This window comes from Lelliottia nimipressuralis (assembly GCF_004402045.1).
Taxonomy (GTDB): Bacteria; Pseudomonadota; Gammaproteobacteria; order Enterobacterales; family Enterobacteriaceae; genus Enterobacter; species Enterobacter chinensis.
Map to the genome: position 1 here is coordinate 96399 of NZ_SOMG01000002.1, position 22038 is coordinate 118436.

20 protein-coding genes are annotated in these 22038 nt (G+C 55.8%); 7 read left to right on the top strand and 13 right to left on the bottom strand.

Annotated features, from left to right (window positions below):
• Position 1: 1 nt before the first annotated feature.
• Positions 2–1468, bottom strand: coding sequence for a signal recognition particle-docking protein FtsY (ftsY, locus tag E3U32_RS00990; protein WP_134347335.1), 1467 nt, complete (start codon positions 1466–1468; stop codon positions 2–4).
• Positions 1469–1595: 127 nt separating this feature from the next.
• On the opposite strand from ftsY, the gene rsmD reads away from it, so the two are divergent.
• On the top strand, positions 1596–2198 hold the full coding sequence (gene rsmD / locus E3U32_RS00995) for a 16S rRNA (guanine(966)-N(2))-methyltransferase (RefSeq protein ID WP_134347336.1): 603 nt from the start codon (positions 1596–1598) through the stop codon (positions 2196–2198).
• Entirely contained in the window at positions 2182–2463 is a 282-nt protein-coding gene (locus tag E3U32_RS01000; protein WP_010436509.1) for a DUF1145 family protein, read from the top strand. Before rsmD ends, E3U32_RS01000 begins: the two co-directional genes overlap by 17 nt.
• A gap of 57 nt (positions 2464–2520) precedes the next feature.
• On the opposite strand, the gene E3U32_RS01005 is transcribed toward E3U32_RS01000, so the two are convergent.
• Positions 2521–2877, bottom strand: coding sequence for a DUF2500 domain-containing protein (locus E3U32_RS01005; protein ID WP_134347337.1), 357 nt, complete (start codon positions 2875–2877; stop codon positions 2521–2523).
• Positions 2878–3006: 129 nt separating this feature from the next.
• Between E3U32_RS01005 and E3U32_RS01010 the strand changes: the two genes are divergently transcribed.
• Both E3U32_RS01010 and zntA read left to right on the top strand, forming a co-directional pair.
• On the top strand, positions 3007–3633 hold the full coding sequence (locus tag E3U32_RS01010) for a lysoplasmalogenase (RefSeq protein ID WP_045909154.1): 627 nt from the start codon (positions 3007–3009) through the stop codon (positions 3631–3633).
• Positions 3634–3709: 76 nt separating this feature from the next.
• The gene (gene zntA, locus E3U32_RS01015) at positions 3710–5881 is read left to right on the top strand and encodes a Zn(II)/Cd(II)/Pb(II) translocating P-type ATPase ZntA (protein WP_134347338.1); all 2172 of its coding nucleotides are present in this window, start codon (positions 3710–3712) and stop codon (positions 5879–5881) included.
• An 87-nt stretch (positions 5882–5968) separates the two neighbouring features.
• Here zntA and ubiA read toward each other — a convergent pair whose 3' ends face one another.
• From ubiA to malK, 5 genes are all read right to left on the bottom strand, one after another.
• Positions 5969–6838, bottom strand: a complete 870-nt coding sequence (gene ubiA, locus E3U32_RS01020; RefSeq protein ID WP_134347339.1) for a 4-hydroxybenzoate octaprenyltransferase — start codon at positions 6836–6838, stop codon at positions 5969–5971.
• Between the two features lie 12 nt (positions 6839–6850).
• Positions 6851–7348 (bottom strand): chorismate lyase, encoded by a 498-nt coding sequence (ubiC, locus tag E3U32_RS01025; protein ID WP_023334136.1) that lies wholly within the window; start codon positions 7346–7348, stop codon positions 6851–6853.
• 180 nt (positions 7349–7528) lie between these two features.
• On the bottom strand, positions 7529–8482 hold the full coding sequence (gene malM / locus E3U32_RS01030; protein ID WP_134347340.1) for a maltose operon protein MalM: 954 nt from the start codon (positions 8480–8482) through the stop codon (positions 7529–7531).
• Between the two features lie 111 nt (positions 8483–8593).
• The gene (locus E3U32_RS01035) at positions 8594–9919 is read right to left on the bottom strand and encodes a maltoporin (RefSeq protein ID WP_134347341.1); all 1326 of its coding nucleotides are present in this window, start codon (positions 9917–9919) and stop codon (positions 8594–8596) included.
• A gap of 71 nt (positions 9920–9990) precedes the next feature.
• Positions 9991–11100 carry a maltose/maltodextrin ABC transporter ATP-binding protein MalK gene (gene malK / locus E3U32_RS01040; RefSeq protein WP_134347342.1) on the bottom strand — a complete coding sequence of 370 codons (1110 nt, stop codon included), beginning with the start codon at positions 11098–11100 and terminating at the stop codon, positions 9991–9993.
• Positions 11101–11470: 370 nt separating this feature from the next.
• On the opposite strand from malK, the gene malE reads away from it, so the two are divergent.
• The 3 genes from malE (at position 11471) to malG (ending at position 15231) form a co-directional block, all read left to right on the top strand.
• Entirely contained in the window at positions 11471–12661 is a 1191-nt protein-coding gene (gene malE / locus E3U32_RS01045; RefSeq protein ID WP_134347343.1) for a maltose/maltodextrin ABC transporter substrate-binding protein MalE, read from the top strand.
• A gap of 120 nt (positions 12662–12781) precedes the next feature.
• Complete coding sequence (gene malF, locus E3U32_RS01050) at positions 12782–14326, top strand: maltose ABC transporter permease MalF (RefSeq protein ID WP_134347344.1); 1545 nt, start codon at positions 12782–12784, stop codon at positions 14324–14326.
• Between the two features lie 14 nt (positions 14327–14340).
• The gene (malG, locus tag E3U32_RS01055) at positions 14341–15231 is read left to right on the top strand and encodes a maltose ABC transporter permease MalG (protein WP_134347345.1); all 891 of its coding nucleotides are present in this window, start codon (positions 14341–14343) and stop codon (positions 15229–15231) included.
• Between the two features lie 97 nt (positions 15232–15328).
• Here the strand turns inward: malG and psiE are convergent, their stop codons facing one another.
• From psiE to pgi, 6 genes are all read right to left on the bottom strand, one after another.
• Positions 15329–15739, bottom strand: a complete 411-nt coding sequence (psiE, locus tag E3U32_RS01060; protein WP_000202963.1) for a phosphate-starvation-inducible protein PsiE — start codon at positions 15737–15739, stop codon at positions 15329–15331.
• Between the two features lie 162 nt (positions 15740–15901).
• Positions 15902–17998: a YjbH domain-containing protein gene (locus tag E3U32_RS01065; RefSeq protein WP_134347346.1), complete on the bottom strand. Its 2097-nt coding sequence runs from the start codon at positions 17996–17998 to the stop codon at positions 15902–15904.
• Entirely contained in the window at positions 17998–18735 is a 738-nt protein-coding gene (locus E3U32_RS01070) for a capsule biosynthesis GfcC D2 domain-containing protein (RefSeq protein ID WP_134347347.1), read from the bottom strand. Before E3U32_RS01070 ends, E3U32_RS01065 begins: the two co-directional genes overlap by 1 nt.
• Positions 18732–19370, bottom strand: coding sequence for a YjbF family lipoprotein (locus E3U32_RS01075; protein ID WP_134347348.1), 639 nt, complete (start codon positions 19368–19370; stop codon positions 18732–18734). The genes E3U32_RS01070 and E3U32_RS01075 overlap by 4 nt, the downstream gene beginning before the upstream one ends.
• Before the next feature lie 118 nt (positions 19371–19488).
• Positions 19489–19731: an exopolysaccharide production protein YjbE gene (gene yjbE, locus E3U32_RS01080; protein WP_008503423.1), complete on the bottom strand. Its 243-nt coding sequence runs from the start codon at positions 19729–19731 to the stop codon at positions 19489–19491.
• Between the two features lie 367 nt (positions 19732–20098).
• Complete coding sequence (pgi, locus tag E3U32_RS01085) at positions 20099–21748, bottom strand: glucose-6-phosphate isomerase (protein WP_096151295.1); 1650 nt, start codon at positions 21746–21748, stop codon at positions 20099–20101.
• Positions 21749–22038: the final 290 nt, after the last annotated feature.

A 22038-nucleotide genomic window follows, 5' to 3' on the forward strand; every position in this document is an offset into this window, starting at 1 on the left:
GTTAGTCCTCTCGGGCAAATAATGCCTCAATAAAGTCGTCCGCTTTAAACGGACGTAAATCCTCAATACGCTCGCCCACACCGATGTAACGGATAGGAATGCCGAACTGGTCGGCCACGGAGAAGATCACCCCGCCTTTCGCGGTGCCGTCCAGTTTGGTCAGCGCGATCCCCGTCAGTCCTACCGCTTCATTGAACAGCTTCGCCTGGCTGATGGCGTTCTGTCCGGTGCTGGCATCGATAGTCAGCATAATTTCATGCGGCGCGTCTTCGTCCAGCTTCTTCATGACGCGAACGATTTTCTTCAGCTCTTCCATCAGGTGCGATTTGTTCTGCAAACGCCCTGCGGTATCGGCAATCAGCACGTCCACGTTGCGCGCCTTCGCGGCCTGGATGGCGTCGAAGATTACGGACGCGGAATCCGCACCGGTATGCTGGGCAATCACCGGAATGTTATTGCGCTGGCCCCAAACCTGAAGCTGCTCAACCGCCGCCGCACGGAAGGTATCGCCCGCCGCCAGCATCACCGATTTGCCCTGCTGCTCGAACTGACGCGCCAGCTTGCCGATGGTGGTGGTTTTACCCACGCCGTTCACGCCAACCATCAGAATAACAAATGGCGTTTTGCCTTCAATATTAAGCGGTTCGTCAACTTTTGCGAGAATTTCGCCCATCTCGTCTTTCAGCAGGCCGTACAACGCCTCGGCGTCGCGCAGCTGCTTGCGGCTCGCCCCTTCGGTCAGGTTGGCGATGATCTTACGGGTGGTTTCCACCCCAACGTCCGCAATCAGCAGCTGCTCTTCCAGCTCTTCAAACAGATCGTCATCGATCTTTTTGCCGCGGAACAGACTGATAAATCCGGAACCTAAGTTTTCTTTGGTTTTGAGCAGGCTGCGCTTCAGGCGGGCGAAGAAACCTTCTTTGGTCGGTTTTTCCTGTTCCTGAACAATCTCTTCTTCGGTCTGCTCTGGCTCTTCCACCGGCACGACGATAACCGCTTCTTCAGCGGCTTCCGCCGCCAGCGCCTGGGCTTCCAGCTCTTCGTCGGTCAGCTCGGGTTCGTTTTCTGTCTCTTCTTCTACCGCCTCAACAATTTCAACGGTTTCCGCTTCGGCCTGCCACTCTTCGGCTGCAACCTCTTCAGCCTTCACCTCTTCCGGCAGCGGCAGCTCTTCATGTTCAATAACGGCCTGCGGCGCTTCGGGGATCTCTTCAACCACAACCGGTTCGGGCTTCTCGCTCTCCTGAACCTGTTCAGTGAACTCAACCACCTCTTCAGCGAAAGATTCAATCTCTTCTTTGCTGTGCGCCGTTTCTTCCGCTTCGACAACCGCGGCGGTTTCTACAGGCGTTTCAGGCTGCGACTGCTCTTCAACGGCTTGTTGCTCTTCGGTTTTCTGTTCTGTTTCTTGCTCTTTTTCACCGAAGCCCAGCCAGGAAAAGAAGCCACGTTTTTTTTGTTTTGCCATCTGCGACTACACTCCTCGCGGCGCTATATACATGGAAGCTAAAAAAATGATGAAATAGTCTAACACTTTACTAAATTGACATCACCGCCCGCAATCGCAGGCCAATTGTTAACAGAGCTTTCCTGAGATGAAGAAACCCAACCGCGCCCCGGCCGGTCAAATTCGTATTATCGGCGGTCAGTGGCGAGGCCGGAAATTACCGGTGCCGGACAGCCCCGGTTTGCGCCCCACCACCGACCGCGTGCGCGAAACGCTGTTTAACTGGCTGGCCCCGTCAATGGTAGACGCCCACTGCCTCGACTGCTTCGCCGGAAGCGGCGCTCTCGGGCTGGAAGCGCTGTCGCGCTATGCCGCCAGCGCCACGCTGCTGGAGATGGAGCGCGGCGTTGCGCAGACCTTGCAGCAAAATCTGGCGACGCTGAAAGCGAACAACGCGAAAGTGGTGAACACCAACACGCTGAGTTTTCTTGCACAGAAGGGCACGCCGCATAACGTGGTGTTTGTTGACCCGCCGTTCCGCAAGGGGCTTCTGGAAGAGACGCTATCCCTGCTGGAGCAAAATGGCTGGCTGGCGGATGACGCATTAATTTACGTTGAAAGTGAAGTGGAAAACGGTCTACCGCCAGTTCCCGCTCACTGGGATCTGCACCGTGAAAAAGTCGCAGGTCAGGTCGCTTATCGTCTGTATCACCGTCAGGCTCAAGGAGAATCCGATGCCGGTACTGATTAATCTAGGACGTTTGTTGATGCTGGGCGTCTGGGCGTTTTTAATTCTCAACCTCGTGCACCCGTTCCCGCGCCCGATGAATATTTTTGTTAACGTCGCGCTGATTTTCACGTCGTTCATGCACGCCCTGCAGATGGTGATGCTGAAAAACGGTCTGCCAAAAGACGGCCCGCAGATGACGGGCTGGCAGCAGCTTCGCGTCTTTATTTTCGGCGTGTTTGAACTGCTGGTGTGGATGAAGAAGTTTAAGGCGCAGGTGAAGAAATAAGCAGCCTGATGCCCTCACCCTAACCCTCTCCCACAGGGAGAGGGGATCGATCGCGCATTATTCCGCCCTGAACCCCTCAAACCGCGACCCTTTGTAACTCAGCGTCCCTTTCTCCCCCACCGTCAGCTGATGGTACTGCTGCGCCTCCAGGCGGAAGGTCATCTCCAGGCCGCCCGTTTCCGGCTTAAAGCTCGCTTCATAGCGCATAGCAGTACCCGCAGGCGTAACCTGCTGTTGCCGCGAACGGCGGTCGTTCAGGGCTTTCTCGCGCTTATTGCTCACGATGACGCGCTTTTGCATCAGCGGCGCGGCGTCGTTATCCGCCTTCTCGCGGCGCTGCTGCACGAAACGGAACGAAGCGGCAATAACGATAATCGCCACCACGATAATGAAAAACAGCGGCATCTTGCTCATTCTAAAATCCCATAAGATTATGCGGAAATCAGGATACCTTGCCTTCCCCGCCATTGCCAAACGCCCGCCCGCGTCACTACACTGGATCAGAAACTGATTATTCAGACTTAACAGATACAGGGAGTTAATATGCTTTGGTCATTTATCGCTGTCTGTTTTTCCGCATGGCTTTATGTCGATGCGTCGTACCGTGGTCCCACCTGGCAGCGCTGGCTGTTTAAACCCGTCACGCTGTTGCTGCTCCTGCTGCTTGCCTGGCAAGCGCCTATGTTTAACGCCGTAAGCTATCTGGTCCTCGCCGGGCTGTGCGCATCTCTGATTGGCGATGCCCTGACTCTACTACCGCGCCAGCGTCTGCTGTATGCCGTAGGGGCATTTTTCCTGTCGCATCTGCTGTATACGATCTACTTCGCCAGCCAGATGACGCTTTCGTTCTTCTGGCCGCTGCCGCTGGTCCTGCTGGTGATTGGCGCCCTGCTGATTGCGGTGATCTGGTCACGTCTGGAAGAGATGCGGTTGCCGGTCTGCACGTTTATTGCCATGACGCTGGTGATGGTCTGGCTGGCAGGTGAACTGTGGTTCTTCCGGCCAACGGCCCCGGCGATGTCCGCATTCTTCGGTGCAGCGCTGCTGTTGATCGGGAATATCGTGTGGCTGGGTAGCCACTATCGCCGCCGTTTCCGGGCGGATAACGCAATTGCCGCTGCCTGTTACTTCGCCGGGCACTTCCTGATTGTGCGTTCGCTGTATATCTAAATAACGCTTGACTCTGGAGTCGACTCCAGAGTGTATGCTGCGGTTAATGAGAAAATTATCATTGCCGGAGACTGCCATGTCGACTCCAGAAACACCAAAAAAAGTTCCTCAATTCTCGGCACTTAAGCTCAGTCCGGTTCCGTCGAAAGACGACTGCTGCTGCGAAGGCGCGTGCGAAACACAAACTCAACCGCTTCCTGAAAGCGGCAACCGCTACAGCTGGGTGGTCAACGGTATGGACTGCGCGGCCTGCGCCCGTAAAGTTGAAAATGCGGTAAAACAGGTGCCGGGCGTCAGTCACGTTCAGGTGCTGTTCGCCACCGAAAAGCTGCTGGTCAGCGCCGATAACGACGTCAGCAAACAGGTGGAAGCCGCGGTGAGCAAGGCGGGCTATAGCCTGCGTAGCGAAACCGCGCCTGCGGAAAAAACGTCATCCCTGCAAGAAAATCTGCCGCTTATCACCCTCATCATCATGATGGCCCTGAGCTGGGGGCTGGAACAGATTAACCACCCGTTCGGCAATCTGGCGTTTATCGCCACCACCCTGGTCGGGCTGTTCCCGATTGCCCGTCAGGCGCTGCGCCTGATGAAAAGCGGCAGCTGGTTCGCCATCGAAACGCTGATGAGCGTGGCCGCCATCGGCGCGCTGTTTATTGGCGCAACGGCAGAAGCGGCGATGGTGCTGCTGCTGTTCTTAATCGGTGAACGCCTTGAGGGCTGGGCTGCCAGCCGCGCACGTAAAGGGGTCAGCGCGTTAATGGCCCTGAAACCTGAAACCGCCACGCGCGTGTTAAACGGCACGCGTGAAACGGTCGCCATCAGTACGCTGCGCCCAGGCGATGTGATTGAAGTGGCCGCAGGGGGGCGACTGCCTGCGGACGGTGAGTTGCTCACCGCCACGGCAAGCTTCGACGAAAGCGCCCTCACCGGGGAGTCCATTCCGGTGGAACGCGCAGTGGGCGAAAAAGTACCTGCAGGTGCCACCAGCGTCGACCGTCTGGTGCAGCTTAAGGTTCTGTCCGAACCGGGCGACAGCGCCATTGACCGTATCCTGAAGCTGATTGAAGAGGCCGAAGAACGCCGCGCGCCGGTTGAACGCTTTATCGACCGCTTCAGCCGGATCTACACGCCCGCCATTATGCTGGTTGCTCTGCTGGTTACCGTCGTGCCGCCGCTGTTCTTCGGCGCGCCGTGGGAGGGCTGGATTTATAAAGGGCTGACGCTGCTGCTGATTGGCTGCCCGTGCGCGCTGGTCATCTCCACCCCGGCGGCCATTACGTCCGGGCTGGCGGCAGCGGCACGTCGCGGCGCGCTGATTAAGGGCGGCGCGGCGCTGGAGCAGCTGAGCCAGGTCCAGCACATCGCCTTCGATAAAACCGGCACGTTGACCGTCGGCAAGCCGCAGGTGACCGGCGTTTATTCGCAGGATATCAGTGAAAACGAACTGCTGACGCTGGCCGCCGCCGTCGAACAGGGGTCAACCCACCCGCTGGCGCAGGCGATTGTGCGTGAAGCGCAGGCGCGCGGGCTGAACATCCCCGCGGCAACCGCCCAGCGGGCGCTGGTCGGGTCGGGTATTGAGGCCACCGTAGGCGGTAAAAAGGTACTGATTGTCGCGGCGGGTCACGCCACTGCCCCACAGGTAGAGGCATTAGAGAAGGCCGGACAGACGGTCGTTGCCGTCATGCAGGACGGCGTCGCGAAAGGGATGCTGGCGCTGCGCGATACCCTGCGTGACGATGCAAAAGAGGCCGTGGCGGCGCTGCATCAGCTGGGGATTCAGGGTGTGATTTTAACCGGGGATAACCCTCGCGCGGCGGCGGCCATTGCCGGTGAACTGGGGCTCGAGTTTAAAGCCGGATTGTTGCCTGCCGACAAGGTCACCGCGGTCACGGAATTGAACAAGCACGCCCCGCTGGCGATGGTTGGTGACGGCATTAACGATGCGCCAGCGATGAAGGCGTCCACCATTGGCATTGCGATGGGCAGCGGTACCGACGTAGCGCTGGAGACCGCCGACGCGGCATTGACGCATAACCGTCTGACCGGGCTAGCGCAGACCATCGCACTTGCGCGCGCGACGCGGGCCAATATCCGGCAGAACATCGGCATCGCGCTGGGGCTAAAGGGGATTTTCCTGGTGACCACGCTGCTGGGCATGACCGGGCTGTGGCTGGCGGTGCTGGCGGATACCGGGGCAACGGTGCTGGTCACGGCGAACGCGCTCCGGCTGCTGCGTCGCCGGTAAAAAAAGCCCGGTGGCGCTAACGCTTACCGGGCCTACATGTCCTGCTAACGCGTAGGTCGTGTAAGGCGAAGCCGCCACCCGACTTTTTTATAAGAAATAGCTCATCGCCAGGCCTAAAAACAGTACCAAACCGACGTAGTTATTGTTCATAAACGCTTTAAAACAGGCGTCACGTTCACGCTTAGCGATCAGCTTCTGCTGATAAGCAAACAGCAGCCCCGCCACCAGCACTGACCAGTAAAACTCCCAGTTCAGCCCGTTCAGGCGACCGATCGCGACCATCAAGGCCAGTACAGCGACCTGCAGAATACCGATAATCAGCTTGTCCTGACGGCCAAAGAGGATGGCGGTTGATTTGATGCCAATCTTCAGGTCGTCGTCGCGGTCAACCATCGCGTACTGGGTATCGTAGGCCACGGCCCAGAGAATGTTCGCCAGGAACATCAGCCAGCAGCTGAGCGGTAACGACTCGCTGACCGCGGCAAACGCCATCGGAATCGACCAGCCAAACGCCGCGCCCAGCACGACCTGCGGCAGGTGGGTGTAGCGCTTCATAAATGGATAAACCCAGGCCAGTGCCAGCGCCGCCACGGAAAGCAGAATGGTCATGGTGTTCAGGGTTAACACCAGCAGGAAGGAGAGCAGCACCAGAACGATGAACAGCACGCGGGCTTCTTTCCCGGTCACCTGCCCGCTGGGCAACGGACGACCGGCGGTACGTTTTACATGACCGTCGAATTTGCGGTCGGCATAGTCATTGACTACGCAGCCCGCCGCACGCATCAGCCAGACGCCGGCAACGAACACGCCGAGGATCCACAGCGGCGGCACGCCCGGCGTGGCGACCCACAGCGCCCATAAGGTCGGCCACAGCAACAGTAGCGCGCCAATAGGTTTATCGGTGCGCATTAAGCGGTGATAAGCCAACAGCTTACTCTGCGTCAGGCTCCACTCCATTTTTTCTTCCTCTTAGTACAACGGCGATGCCGGTAAAAAAAGCTCCGTCAGAATTAACGGTTTACCGCTCAGGCGAAGGCGGGAACGACGCCCCCACAGTTCGGCATCACGACCAATTTCAATAAAATCTCGGGTAAGCTCAGACGAGGTGAAGAGGTAACGCCCCAGCGGCGTTTTCCCCAGACGCTGCAGCGCCAGCTCTGGCCCGGAAAGGGTGGACTCGGGCACCACCGTCCGACCGGCAAGCCACGGCTCACCGTCAGCACAGAGTAAAATTTCACGCAGCCAGTAGCGTGGCTCCTGCGGCAGCAGCGGCAGCTCGCTGGCGATCTCATCGCCGGAGACAAACCCTTCCTGAATCAGGGTCACCGTGACCGTTTTACCCTGTTGCTCAAAACGTTTCGTCATGGAATCTTCCAGCAACAGCCAGTCAAGCTGCTGCGGATCAAGCGCAGGTATTTGGTCGAAATAGCGCAGCGCACGCAGTTGCGTTAGCGCGGGGTGTGACATGCCAGACTCTCCGATACATAACGTACTGGCATTGTATCGCAGAAACGCGGATTGAGGGGGGCCAAACGTTATTTAACGATCGCTATTGCAACAGGGGCGCAACAACCAGGCCGGGACGAAAAAAAGTGCGCCCACTCAGGCGCACCAAACGACTAACAAATCAGCACTGTGGGGAAACGGTTACCCCTTGCCTTTTACACTGCTGATAAAGGTGGAACGGGCAGTGGTTGAACCTAAACGTTCGGCTTCATCAAGCAGTTTCAGCGCTTTATCGACATCGCCGCGCTTCACCGCCTGCTTAATGGCGTTGTTGAAGTACTCTTCGGTGTCATTCAGTACCGGCTCAGCTTTCTTCGCCGGGGCTGGCGCTGCGGTCGCTACCGGTGCGGCTGCCGTGGCAACTGGCGCGGCATAGGCAGGTGCAGCGGTATTCCCCACGGTCACCGGGCCTGGGCCAGACGAGCCAAACAGTGGGCCAACGAGTACGCTGGAGGCGCTGTTGGTGGAGACTTTCAGTTTGATCAGGCCATCAGTGGTGTGGCGGGCAATCGGGTCCGGGATATCTGGTGCGGCATTACCTACGCCTTTGGCATAGGCCTTCGCAGGGTCAAGCAGCGTTGTGGTTTGCTGCAAATCTTTTTCAGTTGTGAAGACGAGTACATAAATTTTCTGCTGACCCAGCGCAGGCGTCAGTCGCATCACCCCTTCCAGGCGGTCTGCACTCATGACGCCCGGTGCCTGATAGGTGAAATATTCACTCGGGAAGAATGCTGAAGGCGTCATGTTCTGATCAAGAATAAGCACGTTTGGCGCAAAGACGCTGGTCTGCTTATTAACTTCACTGGTGAGCGTCAACGTCAGTTCCCCAATATTTGCAGGCACGCTGTATGCAACCACGGGACCACTGATACCCGGGACATTAAGCGGCTGCCCGCCCGTCGACAGCTGGGTCGTTTGGGCTTTAGATTGATCGACAGGCGTCCAGACCAGCTGTTGCAACGCAGCTGACGGAATGGCTGGCGCGGATGTTGTGTTTTGCGGAACGAAATTCACATTAGCGAGCGTTACGGCAGGCGCGCTGGCCAGCAGCCCTGCGGATAAACAAAGGGCAAGGAGAGTTTTGTTCATTTTCATTGTTATCACCTCAAAATGCACAGGTCAGCGGTAGCCAGGCAATAGCGCGCCTTCCCAAGGATTGAGGGGCTTTCGCCCCTCAGTTTGGTCATTACGTCAGATTAAGACGGATTACCACCAGATTTCCATCTGGGCGCCGAATGACCACTCATCGTTGTCACCACGGCTGTAGGTTGTGGCTTTGGTATCGCTTTTTGCAATGCCGTTGTCATAACCCCATTTCTCATCCCACTTCGCATAAGTTGCGAAGACACGGATCGCTGGACGGGACCAGATGCTGTTACCAGCCTGCCATTGCTGTGCAAGGGTAATTTTGTACTGATTGTTGGTATCGTCGGTTTTCTGCGACTTAACGTTGTCGTAGCCAACTTCCAGCAAGGTGCTCATGATTGGCGTCCATTTATACATTGGGCGCACACCCACGGTGTACCAGGTCGTACCGTTGTTGTCGTCACGATCGATATCCTGATACATGCCGACGTACATCAGATCCCAGCTGTCACCCAGAGAGATCGCACCGTGGTCGAGAATACGAACCAGGGAGCCATTGTTGTTAATATTGTTGTCTACAACACCAATTTCAGTGTCTTTGTTATAGTCTTTGCCGGTGAAGGAACCCTGCGGAATACCTTTGCCCTGAGTGGTCATTGCATCGGTAGCGTACTGAACGACAAACTTGTTGTAGCCTTTCAGCATGCTCTGGGTATGTTCAGCAGTGAACATCCAGCCATCTTTAGATGCGCCGTCAGCGAAGCTGTAACCGTCAGTTTTGTTAGCACGACCATAGTCAGCACCCAGTTCCAGCGTACCGCCCGGGTTGATTTCCATCTGCGCTAAACGCACATCGAAGACGTCGTTAGCGGTATCTTTGAAGTTATGATAGATATCGTTGCTGGTGAAGATGTAAGAGCCGCCAGCTTCCTGAGAACGGGTCGCGGCCAGAGACAGTTTACCGAAGCCCAGGTCGATGTTTTCAATACCCGCACCAGGACCAGAGATATCCCAGTAGTAGAAGTCGATCATGTGGACGTCATGACGCTGATAGAAGCGCTTACCGGCCCAGATAGTCGAACCAGGCAACCACTCAATCAGGTTTTTACCCTGCACGTTGGCTTCTCGGAACGCCGGGTCAGTGGCTTCCCAGTCGTTCTGCTGCGCCACGGAGTACGCTACGTTGGTGTCGAAGTAGAAGCTTTTATCGCCTTCTTTCCACACTTCCTGGCCGAGTTTCAATTCCGCATAGGTTTCACATTCGTTACCCAGACGGTATTTACTTTGAGCACCGGTTGCCTGGAAACATTGTTGTTCGCCGCCACTACCTGTCCAGCCGATACCGGAACGAGCATAACCATGGAAATCCACGGCCAGTGCCTGAGCGGACATTACGCCCGCTGCGACGGCAACTGCCAGAGGAAGTTTGCGCAGAGTAATCATCATTCTATCTCCTGAGATCATTGCTTTTCTTTGAACACTTCACCTGTCGGTTTCGTGTCTTCTTTTGGGATTGCTTAAACGCCTGGCTCTTTGTGCAACCGACGACATGCAGTGCCATCCTCACGGAACAGATGGCAACGCTCTGGCGGCAAGCCGATAGCGAATGTGGCACCCTCTTCTACCAACACCACGTCATTCTGGCGGTAGACCAGGTTCTGACGGATGGCGGGGATCTGGATATGAATCTGTGTTTCGTGACCGAGCTGTTCGACGACCTGAACGTCACCTTCCAGGGTCACATCGGCGATGTGGCTCGGGAGTAAATGTTCAGGACGAATACCCAGGGACATGTTTGCCCCGACCTGTACGTTGGCGCTGTCGACCGGCAGCCAGACCTGCTGACGGTTTGGCAGTTCCACCTGTACCTGTTCAATGGCTGTCGCGGTCACTTTGACGGGCAAGAAGTTCATCTTTGGCGAGCCAATAAAGCCCGCAACAAAGCGGTCTGCCGGGTAGTGATACAGCTCCAGCGGTTTACCCACCTGCGCCACGCGACCGGCATCCAGCACCACAATTTTGTCCGCCAGGGTCATCGCTTCGACCTGATCGTGGGTGACGTAAATCATCGTGCGGCCAAGGCGTTTGTGCAGACGGGAGATTTCAATGCGCATCTGGACGCGCAGGGCGGCATCCAGGTTAGAGAGAGGTTCATCGAGCAGGAACACGCGCGGCTCGGCGACAAGGGTACGACCAATCGCCACACGCTGACGCTGACCACCGGAAAGCGCTTTCGGTTTGCGCTCCAGCAGGTGCGCCAGCTGTAACACTTCCGCCACCTGCGTGACGCGCTGGTTAATGACCTCTTTTTTCGCGCCGGCCAGCTTCAGGCCAAAGGACATGTTCTCGGCAACGGAAAGATGGGGATAGAGTGCATAAGACTGGAACACCATACCGACGCCGCGTTCGGCAGGTGGGATGTCATTCATTCGGGTATCACCAATAAACAAATCGCCGCTGGTGATGGTTTCAAGACCGGCAATCATACGCAGCAGAGTAGATTTACCACAGCCTGATGGGCCAACAAACACCACGAATTCACCTTCGTTGATGTCCAGATTGATGTCTTTCGACACCACAACGTCACCCCAGGCTTTCGTTACATTACGCAGCTGTACGCTCGCCATGCCCTTCTCCCTTCGTTACAACCTGTCACCGACAGAAACATTCAAGATAAGTTCACTATGGGGTATCCATAACTTTCCTGAATCCTCCACCCCCCGGCTTTTTTATGGGGGAGGAGGCGGGAGGATGAGAGAGCAGGCTCTGCGACCGTCGCTGGCGGGCTGAGGCGAAATTCGTGAAGCGGCCTGCAAAATTCGGTGCGTTTTTGTGTGCGCCAGCACTCATAACTTAAATTTATGCAACAGAGATCACACAAACCGGGGGTGGGGCGTAGGGGTTGGGAGGATGGAAAGAGGATGTCAAATAAGGAGACTGAGTCACGTTGAACCACTGAAGTCATACCACGAGACATCACCAAAAAGGATGGCAGATATGAATATCAAGACTGGCGCACGCGTTTTCGCATTGTCCGCCCTTGCAGCAATGATGATTTCCGCACCGGCGCTCGCCAAAATTGAAGAAGGCAAGCTGGTTATCTGGATTAACGGCGATAAAGGCTATAACGGCCTGGCCGAAGTGGGCAAAAAATTCGAGAAAGACACCGGTATCAAAGTTACCGTAGAACACCCGGACAAACTGGAAGAGAAATTCCCGCAGGTTGCAGCAACCGGCGACGGCCCGGACATTATCTTCTGGGCGCATGACCGTTTCGGCGGTTACGCGCAGTCTGGTCTGCTGGCTGAAGTCACCCCAGACAAAGCCTTCCAGGACAAACTGTTCCCGTTCACCTGGGACGCCGTTCGCTATAACGGCAAACTGATTGCTTACCCAATCGCGGTTGAAGCCCTGTCTCTGATTTACAACAAAGACCTGGTACCAAACCCGCCGAAGACCTGGGAAGAGATCCCAAAACTGGATAAAGACCTGAAGGCGAAAGGTAAATCTGCGCTGATGTTCAACCTGCAGGAACCGTACTTCACCTGGCCGCTGATTGCTGCCGACGGCGGTTACGCGTTCAAGTTTGAAAACGGCAAATATGACGTGAAAGACGTGGGCGTAGATAACGCTGGCGCGAAAGCAGGCCTGACCTTCCTGGTTGACCTCATCAAGAACAAACACATGAACGCGGATACCGACTACTCCATCGCGGAAGCGGCGTTCAACAAAGGCGAAACTGCGATGACCATCAACGGTCCGTGGGCCTGGACTAACATCGACAAGAGCAAAATCAACTACGGCGTCACGCTGCTGCCAACCTTCAAAGGCAAGCCGTCTAAACCGTTTGTTGGCGTGCTGAGCGCAGGTATCAATGCCGCCAGCCCGAACAAAGAGCTGGCAAAAGAGTTCCTGGAAAACTACCTGCTGACCGATCAGGGTCTGGATGAAGTGAACAAGGACAAACCGCTGGGTGCCGTTGCGCTGAAATCCTTCCAGGATCATCTGGCGAAAGACCCACGTATCGCGGCAACCATGGATAACGCCCAGAAAGGCGAAATCATGCCGAACATCCCACAGATGGCCGCGTTCTGGTACGCCACGCGTACAGCCGTCATCAACGCTGCAAGCGGTCGTCAGACTGTCGATGCCGCGCTGAAAGATGCGCAGGGTCGTATTACTAAGTAAGCAGAAAAACGGCGGGTGGCGCTTGCGCTTACCCGCCCTACGACTACGGCACGATCCGTAGGTCAGGTAAGCACAGCGCCACCTGACGATAAGTTTTCACCGTTGTAGAGGAATAACCCCATGGATGTCATTAAAAAGAAACGCTGGTGGCAAAGCGACGCGCTGAAATGGTCAGTGATTGGTCTGCTCTGTCTGCTGGTGGCTTACCTTGTTGTTTTAATGTACGTACAAGGGGAATATCTGTTCGCCATCATGACGCTGATTTTAAGCTCTGCTGGCCTGTATATTTTCGCCAACCGTAAAGCCTATGCCTGGCGTTATGTTTATCCAGGCGTCGCCGGGATGGGGCTGTTTGTTCTTTTCCCGCTGATTTGTACTATCGCCATTGCGTTTACCAACTACAGCAGCACAAACCAGCTTGCGCAGGAACGTGCCCAGCAGGTCCTGCTGGACCGCTCTTACCAGGCCGGCAAGACCTTTAACTTCGGCCTGTATCCTGCCGGTAACGAGTGGAAGTTAGCGCTTACTGACGAAGCAAGCAGCAAATATTATGTCTCCGACGCGTTCAAATTTGGCGGCGAACAGAAGCTGGCCTTAAAAGAGGCCGCAGCGCTGCCGGAAGGTGAACGTGCCAACCTGCGCGTCATTACCCAGAACCGTCAGGCGCTGACACAGCTCACCGCCGTGCTGCCAGACGAAAGCAAAGTGACCATGAGCTCGCTGCGCCAGTTCTCCGGCACACAGCCGCTGTACACGCTAGCGGATGATGGCACGCTGACCAACAACCAGAGCGGCGTGAAATATCGCCCGAACAACGACATTGGTTTCTATCAGTCCATTACTGCCGATGGCAAATGGGGTGATGACAAACTCAGCCCGGGTTATACCGTGACCATCGGCTGGGACAACTTTACCCGCGTCTTTACCGATGAAGGTATCCAGAAACCGTTCTTCGCCATCTTCGTCTGGACGGTGGTCTTCTCGGTCCTGACGGTGATCCTGACCGTTGCCGTGGGCATGGTGCTGGCCTGCCTCGTGCAGTGGGAATCTCTCAAAGGCAAAGCGATTTACCGCGTGCTGCTGATCCTGCCGTATGCCGTACCGTCGTTTATCTCGATTCTGATTTTCAAAGGGCTGTTTAACCAGAGCTTCGGTGAAATCAACATGATGCTGAGCGCGCTGTTCGGCATCAAACCGGCCTGGTTCAGCGACCCCACGACCGCCCGCTCGATGATTATCATCGTGAATACCTGGCTGGGTTATCCGTACATGATGATCCTGTGCATGGGGCTGCTGAAAGCCATCCCGGATGACCTGTATGAAGCCTCGGCGATGGACGGCGCGGGTCCGTTCCAGAACTTCTTCAAGATTACGCTCCCGCTGCTCATCAAGCCGCTGACGCCGCTGATGATTGCCAGCTTTGCCTTTAACTTTAATAACTTCGTGCTGATTCAGCTGTTGACCAACGGTGGCCCGGATCGTCTCGGCACCACCACGCCGGCAGGCTATACCGACCTGCTCGTGAGCTACACCTACCGCATCGCCTTCGAAGGCGGCGGCGGTCAGGACTTCGGTCTGGCGGCGGCCATTGCGACCCTGATCTTCCTGCTGGTTGGCGCTCTGGCGATTGTGAACCTGAAAGCCACACGTATGAAATTCGACTAAGGAGGGCACAGAATATGTCTATGGTCCAACCCAAATCTCAAAAGCTGCGCCTCTTCGCGACGCACTTAGGCCTGCTGATGTTTATCGCGGCCATCATGTTCCCGCTGCTGATGGTTATCGCCATCTCCCTGCGTGCGGGTAACTTTGCGACCGGAAGCCTGATCCCGGATGAAATCTCCTGGGAGCACTGGAAGCTCGCGCTGGGCTTCAGCGTGGAACACGCGGACGGCCGCGTGACGCCGCCGCCGTTCCCGGTCCTGTTGTGGCTGTGGAACTCGGTGAAAATCGCTGGCATTACCGCCATTGGTATCGTGGCGCTCTCTACCACCTGTGCCTACGCCTTCGCCCGTATGCGTTTCCCGGGCAAAGCCACGCTGCTGAAAAGCATGCTGATTTTCCAGATGTTCCCGGCAGTGCTGTCGCTGGTGGCGTTGTATGCCTTGTTTGACCGTCTGGGTCAGTATGTGCCGTTTATCGGTCTCAACACCCACGGTGGCGTGATCTTCGCCTATCTTGGCGGTATCGCACTGCATGTGTGGACCATTAAAGGTTATTTCGAAACTATCGACGGCTCGCTGGAAGAAGCGGCTGCTCTGGATGGTGCCACCCCGTGGCAGGCGTTCCGTCTGGTGCTGCTGCCGCTGTCGGTGCCGATTCTGGCGGTGGTGTTTATCCTGTCGTTTATCGCCGCCATCACCGAAGTGCCGGTCGCGTCCCTGTTACTGCGTGACGTGAACAGCTACACCCTTGCCGTGGGTATGCAGCAATACCTCAACCCGCAAAACTACCTGTGGGGCGACTTTGCCGCGGCGGCCGTACTTTCTGCCATTCCGATTACCGTGGTGTTCCTGCTGGCGCAGCGCTGGCTGGTCAACGGCCTGACGGCGGGCGGGGTGAAAGGTTAAGTTTCATTTTGTTATGCCACTGCAACCCTCAACTTTAGACGTATTGTATTGACCCAACTTGTGACTGTTGTTAGGCGCTCTTCGGAGCGCCATTTTTTTATTCTCGCTTCAGCCGCTTCGAATTACACAGCCAGAGGGTGATCACCAGCAGCAGGATCGCCGCGGAGTAGATCAGCACATCAAGGGGAGATTTATGATCGACGATGATCAGCCGCACTATCGCGGTGATCCCAATGTAGACAAAATAACGTAGCGGGAAGTGAAAGCCTGACTGAAAATACTTCACAATCAGGGCGATAAATTCAAAGTAGAGAAAGTAGACCACCAGTCCTTCCACCAGCGCATATTTGCTGGTTTGCTCGGGGGCGAACAGCACATCCGCCAGATGCACCGTCTCTTTACCCAAAAAGACGACCAGTATCAGGCCAAGGCTCAGCAGACCGAGGTTCAGCACGGTCTGGAGGATTGTTGAGATAAACTCAACGCGCGGACGAGTCAGGGATGTCATACAGCACCTCATTCTCCAGGGCGAGGTTCCTGTATAACGCAAAAATGTGACGGGGATCTATATTTTTTGTTTATGTTTGGCGCATTCGCCCGGTGGCGCTGCGCTTACCGGGCCTACAAAAACCGTAGGCCGGGCAAACGCAGTGCCGCCCGGCGTGAAGCATTAGCGGAAGTTAATGTTCTTATCGCTGGTCATATCATACAGCTGGAACTTACGACCCAGCAGCTGGCCGCCGTCACGCGTCAGCGGCGTCCAGCCAATAGCCGCGCGGCTGCGGGTTGGGCCTGATGAGAAGAGATCCAGCGGAATTGACACATAGACCCCTTTGGTGAAGTCCCCTTCTCCGTACTCGTCCGGCGAGACGTTGGTGATCGTCGCATAGCCGCCTACCACCACGCCGCTGTCGAAGTGTTTAGAGATGTCCAGCGTGCCGCCCTTATCACCCGCCAGATACTGGCCGACGCTGGCTTTCACCAGCACGTCAGGTGCGAACGACGGTGTCCAGTAGGCGGTCAGATGGCCCGTTTTGACGCTGTAGTCGGTGAACTTCATCATGTCCTGCGCGCTGCGCCAGTCACGCTGCTTGACGTAGTTGGCATCAATACCAAACGCCCAGTTGCTGTCTACCGGACGATAAAGCACTTCTGCCCCGGCGCCGCCGTACATGGTTTCCAGATACCCGCCGTACACCTGGCCGTAGAAACCGTTGCCGAAGTACTGGAAGTAGTTGGCCTGCAGGTTATTCACATAGGCATTGTTCTGCACATATTCACGCACGCGGGTACGCACGCGCGGCAGCTTTGAGTCGTTCGGCGGGTTGGTGTAGTTGAACTTGTCGTAGTTGTTGGCGATGTTGCCAAACAGGCTACCGGTGGTCAGCAGGTGGTCGGTGAGCCACAGATCCGCCGTCGCCATCACGCCCAGCTGATACATGTAGAAGTTTTCAGGCCCGCCGACGGACTGGTTCAGCACCGGGTCGATATGGAAATCAAAGCGTGATTTATCGATATACCAGCCCTGTTCAGTGGTGTCCGGCACCACGGGCTCAACGCGTTTTTGCACCAGCTCAGTTTCATGCCCAAGCGGTTCGCCTTCCAGATGGCGCTTGAGGCTGGCGACGTCCGTTTCCGTCGTCACCTGCGGCAGGTTAAGACGGTTCTCCGTCACGCGGATCGTGCGGATCCCATCCGGGAGATCGTTCATGATGATCCGGTTGGCGCGCTCGATCCCTTCCCGCGAGTCGCGGTATTTTACCTGCTCGCCGGTAACGTACAGCGTATCGCCTTTCACCTGAATTTTCGGATCGGCCAGGCCGGCGTTGTATTTCAGCAGCGTCAGCTGGTTAGCCACCACGGAGTGCTGCAGAATCGCATCCTGCGGCTCCGGCTGATAGGCAGGTCGCGCGTTATCATTGTAGTGCGGCCGCATGTCGTTGAAGTTGGTACGCAGCGTGAAGCCGAACATCACCGTATTGCCGCGCTCGTAGCTGAGGTTAACGTCGGCCCAGTCAGTGACGCGGTAAATGGCGCCGACGTTAAACTTGCTTTTCTGCTCAATCTTCCCGGCGAAGTCCTGCGAGTAGTCATTCCCTTCGTACTCCAGCTTCAGGCGCAATGGCTGCCAGGGCGTCTGATATTCAATACCGCCAAACAGCGACGCCGGACCGTGGAACATCTGGTCGCCGTTGATGGAACCCGCTTTCTGATAGCTATTATCGCGGTAGCAGTATTTATCGCTGTAGGAGCAAAACGGGTTTTTTACGTTACCGCTGGTGCCCAGATAACCCCATCCCAGGCCGAGCGAGAAGTCGAATGGCCCCCAGGCTTTACTGGCCACGACGTATTCCGCATCAAACAGACCGGTACCGCCGATATCTTTGGCACCCACGGACACCTGCGGCATCCAGTAGCTCTCTTCCCACAGCCGCAGTTTGACGTCGAAGGCTTTATCTTTGTAGGTCTGATCGCCGGAGAAGGCATCGACGCTGCTGTATCGTTTGGTACGCACATCGGTATAGCGCAGCGTGGTTTCGAGCCACGGGAACAGCTGCACCGACGCCGAGTAGTAGCGGTACTGATCGTTATCGCGGTAGTTAAGGCTAATTTCCCCTTCACGCGCCATCCGCGCGGTAGGCGTTTGCAGTAAACCGACGCCGCCGAAGTCTGACTGAGACGGGCCAATGGGTGCCGGATACGTTTCTGCATGGCAGGCGGCACTCACGCAGAGCGCCAGCATGCTGTAGAGATAGATTCTTTTCATTATTCCGGTATCCGCTGAATCAGGGAGTGAAGGATATCGGCGTTAAGCCCGTCATACGCCTTCGTCCAGAAATGGTCGGCAAAACCGACAAAAATGATGCTGCCAGGCATGGGTTCGATATGGCGCTTGTTCCAGTAAGCCACTGGCGCTTTTTGTGTGTGCCCGTCAGGGTAAACGACCCAGGCGTAGCTGTTATCCGCTCCGCTCAGCAGGCTTTGCTCATCGAGATAGCTCGCCACATCGCGGCCTGGCGTAAAGGGCTTTTTACCCGGGCTACTGATAAGCCCGAAGACGGTAATGGTGGAAGGCTTTACGGGTAGCCAGAGCGTGTAATCTCCCTGCAGAACCGGGTTACCGTTCTCCGACACGCGCACGTCATCCGGATCGAGATTGACCAACAGTCGCCCAGCGATCTTCAGAGCCTGAAGCTGCTGGCGAACGCTGTTAATGGCCGCCGCATCGTCGCCATCTTCCTGCTCCGCTAACCCCGTCAGCCTGGCGAGGAGCGCCTTCTGCTGTTGTTCCGCTTCAGCGGTCTTCTGGCGTTCAGCGATCAGCGCGCCTGGCCACCAGCTGTTTGCCAGCCGCGGCTGACCGACGAGATCGATAAGATGCCCGGCGTTGGTCAACGTTTTGGGCTGCGCGCTGTCCTGGGTATAGACCTTCACCGTCCCGGCAGACCATGCGAGCGGCGTGGCAAAGCTTGCGATCAGTGCAACGCGAATAAGTATTTTCATGATTTCGCGGCCTTGATCAGCGTGGTTTTAACCGGGAAGAATCCGGCACCGAGATACTGCTGAGACTGGCGGATCTGCCCGTCTTCATCGATCCAGAAGCGGTTATGCCAGGTGGCCTGATCAGTGGCAACTTCTTCATCCAGCACGCGAACATGGGTTTCGTCGCTGCCCACGCTGACGCTGTCCGTGCCGTCCCAGCGGAAGGTAGAGCGTGCCGTGGCGTAACGCACCTGCTTATGTTCGGTCCAGCCCATCGTGCGCGTCCAGCTTGCGCCGTCGGTAATCTGATTCGGTTTGATCAGCGGGTCGGCAGCGAGGTTATTCACCTCCAGCAGGTTGTCGCCGCCCAGCAGGGTTTTTACGATACGACCGTGCTGCGTCACAATGGTGGCCTGATCCTGCGTCACCCATTTCTGCTGCCCGTTTTCATCGAAAGCGAGCACCACAAACAGTTGCGGGCCATCGTTAAGCTGCATGTACTGACTGGCATACGGCATGTTTTGCAGTTCGTCATCGGTCAGATGCACGCCCGGCGTACCGAACATGCTGTCCCACAGTGAGTTTCCCAGCCCTTTGGTGGTGGCCGAGCACGCCTGCAAAAGCAGGCAAATCAGGATGATCCCAGGTCGCTTCACGACTCTTCTCCGCATTATTGCCGGGTGGCGCTGCGCTTACCCGGCCTACAGGTCCCGAAGGCTACTGAAAAGCCAGAATAACCACACCGAAGTGTGGTTATGATTAAAACACCCGCTATTACTGGGTGCTGGTTGTCGTGGTGGTCGTGGTTCCGGTATTGGAGCCATCACCGCCACCGGTTGCCGCCAGCGCGACACCCACGGCTGAACTTACGGTGCTGGCGCTGGCTGCGGTAGAACTTCCCGCAGACGCAGACGTCGCAGCCGAACCTGCCGCTTCCCCGACCTGAACCGGAGCAGCATAAACAGATGTCGCCGCAAGCGCAGATATGGCAAAAATGCCATACAGTACTTTCTTCATAAGAATTTCCCTTCATTTAATGAATGGAGATTTGCCCAAAAAGAATTTCAGGCGGATTCGAGTATACACAACTCCTGCCGCGGGTTTGCCGTAAGGGGAAATAGGAAAGGGGTTTTCAGACTAATGGATAAAATTGAAATATAAGAAGAATTAAAGAAATATAAAAAACAATAAAATCAGCAAGATATAATTAATTAAGGGTCGTGGTGTTATCCGTATATTCCTAAAGTAAACCGCAGTAATTAACGGGTTAACGGCTTTTTTCAGATAAAACTCAGTAAAGGAATTAGAGCTAAATAACAGACATCAGGAATTATCTGATAAAAAAATGCCGGCATTTCGCCGGCACGTTTTCATGACGTTTTAATTACGCGCGCCATGCTTTATAGCGGTTGATCAAACCATTTGTCGAGCTGTCATGGCTGGCAATCGCCTTATCGTCACCCAGCTCTGGCAGGATACGGTTTGCCAGCTGTTTGCCAAGCTCAACGCCCCACTGGTCAAAGGTGAAGATATTCAGGATTGCGCCCTGGGTGAAGATCTTGTGCTCGTACAGGGCAATCAGCGCACCCAGGCTGAACGGCGTGATTTCGCGCAGCAGGATGGAGTTGGTTGGACGGTTGCCTTCGAACACTTTGAACGGGACAACGTGGTCCAGCGTGGCTGGATCTTTACCCTGGTCACGGTATTCCTGCTCAACCACCTCGCGGGATTTACCAAACGCCAGCGCTTCGGTCTGAGCGAAGAAGTTCGACAGCAGCTTCGGATGGTGGTCGGACAGCGGGTTATGGGTGATAGCCGGGGCGATGAAATCGCACGGTACCATTTTGGTGCCCTGGTGGATCAGCTGGTAAAACGCGTGCTGACCGTTAGTGCCTGGCTCGCCCCAGATGATTGGACCGGTCTGGTAATCCACCGCGTTGCCGTTACGGTCAACGTATTTACCGTTGGATTCCATGTTGCCCTGCTGGAAGTAGGCCGCAAAGCGGTGCATGTACTGATCGTACGGCAGGATGGCTTCAGTTTCAGCACCGAAGAAGTTGTTGTACCAGATGCCGATCAGCGCCAGCAGTACCGGCAGGTTTTTCTCAGGCGCGGTCGTGGAGAAGTGTTTATCCATCGCGTGCGCGCCAGAGAGCAGCTCAACAAAGTTGTCGAAGCCGACGGACAGGATGATGGACAGGCCGATCGCGGACCACAGAGAGTAACGGCCGCCAACCCAGTCCCAGAACTCAAACATGTTCGCCGTGTCGATACCGAACTCGCTGACCGCTTTACCGTTGGTGGAGAGCGCCGCGAAGTGTTTTGCCACGTGCTTGTTGTCGCCAGCGGTTTTCAGGAACCAGTCGCGCGCGCTGTGGGCGTTGGTCATGGTTTCCTGAGTGGTGAAGGTTTTGGACGCCACCAGGAACAGCGTGGTTTCCGGGTTCACATTCTTCAGCACTTCGGCGATGTGGGTGCCATCGACGTTAGAGACAAAGTGCATGTTGAGGTGGTTTTTGTAAGGGCGCAGCGCTTCGGTCACCATGAACGGGCCAAGGTCAGAACCACCGATACCGATGTTAACTACGTCGGTGATCGCTTTACCGGTATAACCTTTCCAGCTTCCGGAGATGATCGCTTCGGAGAAGGCCTTCATCTTTTCCAGCACCGCGTTTACTTCCGGCATGACGTCTTTGCCGTCAACGATGATTGGCGTATTGCTACGGTTACGCAGGGCTACGTGCAGCACGGCACGGTCTTCGGTGCGGTTGATCTTCTCACCGGAGAACATGGATTTGATAGCGTCGGCCAGCTCAGTCTCTTTCGCCAGATCCTGCAGTTTTGCCAGCGTTTCTTCGGTAATGCGGTTTTTGGAGAAATCCACCAGCATCAGGTCGTCGAAGGTCGCGGAGAACTTACTGAAACGATCGGCATCTTTCGCGAACAGGTCCGCGATGGTGACGTCTTTCATTTCATCAAAATGTTTCTGTAGTGCCTGCCAGGCAGCGGTCTGCGTTGGGTTGATGTTTTTCATTAGCAATACTCTTCTGATTTGAGAATTGTGACTGCGGTCGATTGTAGCGCCTGCAAATAAAAATTGTGATGGTTTTTATGCCATTGCCCTGGCCTGCATCAAACGCAGGTGAAAAGACCCGAAAAGTATAGTTGCTGAAGCGCCCTCCCGGGGCGGCGAAATGTCGCCCAAAACAGGGTAAAACGGAGCATAAAATATGGCCCTGTTATAAGTCCTGTTTCTCAGGGGTACCCCCCCATGAAAAATCCGCATAATCCCAGCATTGACAGGACCTCCCCCGCATTTTATTT